Source organism: Bacteroides sp. MSK.20.82 (assembly GCF_019052485.1).
GTDB classification, from domain to species: domain Bacteria; phylum Bacteroidota; class Bacteroidia; order Bacteroidales; family Bacteroidaceae; genus Bacteroides; species Bacteroides thetaiotaomicron.
In genome coordinates, this window is record NZ_JAHQUN010000161.1 from 1 (window position 1) to 308 (window position 308).

Below are 308 nucleotides of genomic sequence, written 5' to 3' on the forward strand. Positions count from 1 at the left end.
GTATATACAGAACGAAACAGATGCGGTACATAAACAGCCCCACGACAATCTACCGCACGATTATAGACCGCACGAAATGTGCGTAAATAAGTAGATACAGTATTCCAACTGCATCCCCGGCCACGAAGGTGAATCTCGAAGCCTTTTAACCACTCAGGGGTTACCTCATGAAATGTAAAATCCCCTTTCCCACGATAAGCAATGATGGCATTGAGACTGCTACGGTAGACGTGCGCAGTACCAAAGTTTCCCTCCATCTGTAGTCCCTTGGCTACTTGCTTCATAAATGCTACTACTTTTAACATTTT

The 308-nt window shown here is 44.5% G+C and carries 1 protein-coding gene; it reads right to left on the reverse strand.

All coding sequences use genetic code 11. From position 1 onward, the window contains the following. Nucleotides 1-305: phage integrase SAM-like domain-containing protein (locus KTR07_RS28285; protein WP_048693843.1), on the reverse strand; the 305-nt coding region annotated here is incomplete at its 3' end. Nucleotides 306-308: the final 3 nt, after the last annotated feature.